At 27.6% G+C, this 4,037-nt stretch carries 5 protein-coding genes; 3 read left to right on the forward strand and 2 right to left on the reverse strand.

What is annotated here, in order from left to right; genetic code table 11:
• Window positions 1-166 precede the first annotated feature (166 nt).
• Entirely contained in the window at window positions 167-481 is a 315-nt protein-coding gene (locus ACH2BO_RS00385; protein WP_395042775.1) for a hypothetical protein, read from the forward strand.
• 63 nt (window positions 482-544) lie between these two features.
• Here ACH2BO_RS00385 and ACH2BO_RS00390 read toward each other — a convergent pair whose 3' ends face one another.
• Window positions 545-1,837, reverse strand: a complete 1,293-nt coding sequence (locus tag ACH2BO_RS00390; RefSeq protein WP_395042776.1) for an aminopeptidase P family protein — start codon at window positions 1,835-1,837, stop codon at window positions 545-547.
• A 183-nt stretch (window positions 1,838-2,020) separates the two neighbouring features.
• A complete protein-coding gene (locus ACH2BO_RS00395) occupies window positions 2,021-2,617 on the reverse strand; it encodes a Crp/Fnr family transcriptional regulator (protein ID WP_395042778.1) in 597 nt (198 codons plus the stop codon).
• Between the two features lie 119 nt (window positions 2,618-2,736).
• Here ACH2BO_RS00395 and ACH2BO_RS00400 point away from each other — a divergent pair, with 119 nt between their 5' ends.
• A complete protein-coding gene (locus tag ACH2BO_RS00400; protein ID WP_395042779.1) occupies window positions 2,737-3,345 on the forward strand; it encodes a hypothetical protein in 609 nt (202 codons plus the stop codon).
• The coding region (locus ACH2BO_RS00405) for a hypothetical protein (protein WP_395042780.1) at window positions 3,345-4,037 on the forward strand (693 nt) is incomplete at its 3' end. The genes ACH2BO_RS00400 and ACH2BO_RS00405, both read left to right, overlap by 1 nt.

Consider the following 4,037-nt stretch of genomic DNA (forward strand, 5'->3'; position numbering starts at 1 on the left):
TGATAAAATGGATTCAAACCATTGAAGATTCTAAAATTTTAAATAAATTAGAATCAATAAAATCAGAAGATACTTTTGATTTTGAAAAGGAATGGGCAAGAAGTATTTCTGGTGATGAACTAAGAGAAAGAACAAAAAAACACATAAAATCATTGCCTTGGAAAAAGTGAGTATTCAATATTTGCCAGAAATTGAAGATTTTATTAATAATTTAAGTGATTTACTTTTTGAAAAGGAATATTTCTCGCTTTATGAATATTCAGCAAATTATGTAGATAATTTAACCTTTTTTATTGAAAAAGAATTATTTAATTTTCCTCATAAAATAACACCAATAAATTTAAAAAAAATTGGTTCTAATTATGCTTTTTATAAACCAAACAATAGAACAACTTGGTACATTTTCTTCGAAAAAAGCAATAATCGTTATTTAATTACTTATATAACAAACAATCACGTTAAAGAACTAAATGATTTATAAATAAAAAAACGGCTTATCAAAATAAACCGTTTAAACTGAAAACTGAAAACTGATCACTGACTACTAACTATTCATCAAACTCTCAATCTCATCAACTTCAATTGGAATATTTCGCATCAAGTTAAAAGCTGCGCCTTTTTCTTGAATTACCATATCGTCTTCAAGTCGAATTCCAAAACTTTCTGCCGGAATATAAATTCCTGGTTCAACAGTAAAAACCATATTGGCTTTCATTGGTTCGTGCAATAATCCGTAATCGTGCGTATCTAAACCCAAATGATGCGACGTTCCGTGCATAAAATATTTTTTATAAGCTGGCCAATCTGGGTTTTCATTTTGCACATCGGCTTTGTCAATTAATCCTAATCCAAGCAATTCCGAAGTCATAATTTTACCAACTTCTACATGATATTGTTTCCATAAAGTTCCTGGCGCAAGCATTTTTGTTGCTTCATTTTTTACATTTAAAACCGCATTATAAACTTGTTTTTGTCTGTCGGTAAATTTTCCCGAAACTGGAACCATTCTAGTCATATCACTCGAATAATTTGCATATTCTGCACCAACATCTAGCAAAATTAAATCGCCTTCATTGCATTGCTGATTGTTTTCTATGTAATGCAACACATTGGCGTTGTTTCCAGAGGCAATAATTGGCGTGTAAGCAAAACCTTTAGATCTATTTCTTATGAATTCGTGAGCAAATTCGGCTTCAATTTCATATTCCATCACGTTTGGTTTGACAAAATTTAAAATTCTGCGGAAACCTTTTTCTGTAATATCGCAAGCGGTTTGAATTAAATCTAACTCTTCACTTTCTTTAATTGAACGAATTCTTTGTAAAATTGTATTGCTTTTGGCTACCTGATGCGCAGGATAATTTTCTTTCCACCATTTTACAAATCGTGCTTCGCGAGTTTCAGTTTCAATTGATGCTCTGTAATGTTCGTTGGTGTTGATATAAATGGTTTCAGAATAAGCCATAACTTCTTTTAAAGTCTTGTGAAAATCTTGCAACCATATCACAGATTTTATTCCAGAAACTTCAAATGCTCTGTCTTTAGTAAGTTTTTCACCTTCCCAAATGGCAATGTGCTCGTTGGTTTCTTTAAGGAAAAGAATTTCTTTTAAATGGTCATAAGGTGCATCTGGAAAAAGCAATAAAATACTTTCTTCTTGGTCTACACCAGATAAATATAAAATATCTCTGTGTTGTGCAAAAGGCAAAGTAGAATCGGCAGAAACAGGATAAATATCGTTAGAATTAAAAACCGCAACACTATTAGGTTTCATTTGCGAAGTGAATTTTGCTCGGTTTTTAACAAACAAATCACGGTCTATTTGATGGTATTTCATTTTTTGAGTAATTAGTGAATAGTAAAAAGCATGTATTTTAAACAAAATTAAGGAATAATTGAGTTTAAGTTGTAGCCAAATGGCGTTATTTTTATTCTACATTATGAATAGAAAAGTTTGGAACTCAGATTTAAGAAATTATAATAATTTTAAAATTTCTTAAATCTGTGTTCCAAAAATAAATCATAAAGTGTTCTTACGAATTCGACTCATATGACGAGATGAAATTCCAAGAAATGAAGCCAAATAATGCAAAGGAACTTCTTGCAATAATTTAGGTTCGGTTGTTAAAAGTTTTTTATAACGTTCTTCTGGCGTAAGTGTAAGTAAATCAATTCGATAATCATCAATTAAGCAAATTTGTTTTTCAATAACATTGTAATAAAATTGATTAAAAGTTTTGTTTTTTTGAATTAAATCTTTAAAATTTTTTAAATCTACAACCCACAATTTACAATCGGCAATTGCTTTGATGCTTTTTCTAGATGGAATTTGATTTAGAAAGCTATTTAAAGATGAAGTCACTGAATTTTTTAATGCTAAATAGGTAGTTTTATCTTCATCTAAAATATTGATTGAATGTTGCAAAATACCACTTTCTACATAGCAAAAACAGTTACAAACCTCACCTTCATTAACAAAATATTCGTTTTTCTTTAAATTTAATACTCCAAAACTTTTTAGTATTTCATCAATTTGAAAATCATAATCATTGGTGTTGCAATCAATAAATTGAAGTAAATAATTGTAAAAATTATGGTTTTTATTTTCGAATTTCATCAAGATTATAACTTTTTCATTTCAAATTTATAAAGATAAATGCTAATAGTTGTTAAATGCAGTATAAAAAAGCAAATTGTTTTTGATGTTTTTTTATCTTAGCCATTAAATTTATAAAAATGAGAACGTTATCAATTGTAATTTTCAGCTTAATATTTGGAATTAGTTTTTCTCAAACTAAATTAATATCGCACAAAAGTCATAGCGGAAACAATGAAAGTTTTAGAATTTCTCTTGAAGAAAATTTATTTGATATTGGCGATTCTAATCTTGGAGCAGCGCCAAATCGTTATGAAAGGAATGCCGTTTTAGATACAGTTATTTATGTTTCTAAAGAAAAAACAATACTTTTAACCAGCGAATATTGTACCGAGAGTGACAGAAATGATTTTAAAATATTAAGTTCAAATAAATGGAGAGTAGGAAAAGAAACTTTATATAATCACAATTTATTTTCTAAAAATCATTCATTAGATAGTATAAAAGAAGTCTTAAAGTCAGATTATAACTTTAAAAATGATATAAATAAAGTTGTTTTCATTGGCTTTGACAATAAAAAAGCACCATTAAAAACTAAGAAAAAGAAAAAATCTATAATTCCATTTGTTGAAAATAAACCAAATTTTCCTTCAAAACCATTGTTGATTTTTGCATTATTTTCTTTGGCAACACTTGTTGCATTTTTCACTTGGAAAACTACCAATTTCAAAACTTTGGCTTCCAACTAATGCAAAAAATTTTAGAAAAAAATTTAGCTGTTTTTTTTGTTTTAGGTTATCTATTTATTCCGTTAACGTTAAACGGAAAAGACTGGCAATTTCAACTTACAAATTTTCTTTTTTCTAAACCAATTTCGTTTATTCAAAACAGTTTTTATCCAAAAGCTTTAAAACAAATCGATTTTTCATCTGATACAATTGCAATAAACTTATTGTTGTTACTCTTGTTTTTTATTTCGATAATTGTTGTAATAATTTTAAAATTTACAAGATTTAAAATTAATAAATTTATAATTCTTTCTAGATTAATTACTTGCTATTACATTGCTTTTATACTTTTAGAATATGGATTTAACAAAGTTTTTAAAGCACAATTTTATCTCCCAGAACCTAATATTCTTTACACGCCTTTTGGAAATTTAACCAAAGATATTTTATATTGGTCAACCATTGGAACATCTCGTTTTTATTCGATTTCAATGGGAATTATAGAAGTTGTAGTTGCAATTTTAATCCTTATTAAACCAACTCGAATTTTAGGATTATTAACAGCGATTGCCATTTTCATTACTATTGTTATAATCAATTTTGGATTTGACATTTCGGTAAAAACATTTTCAATTTTCTTGCTTTTGGCCACAGTTTTTGCAGTTTTTCCTTATTTTAAAACTTTACTAAATTTTTTAGTTCTTCAAAAAAAG

Source organism: Flavobacterium sp. (genome assembly GCF_043773265.1).
In the GTDB taxonomy this organism is placed as follows: Bacteria; Bacteroidota; Bacteroidia; order Flavobacteriales; family Flavobacteriaceae; genus Flavobacterium.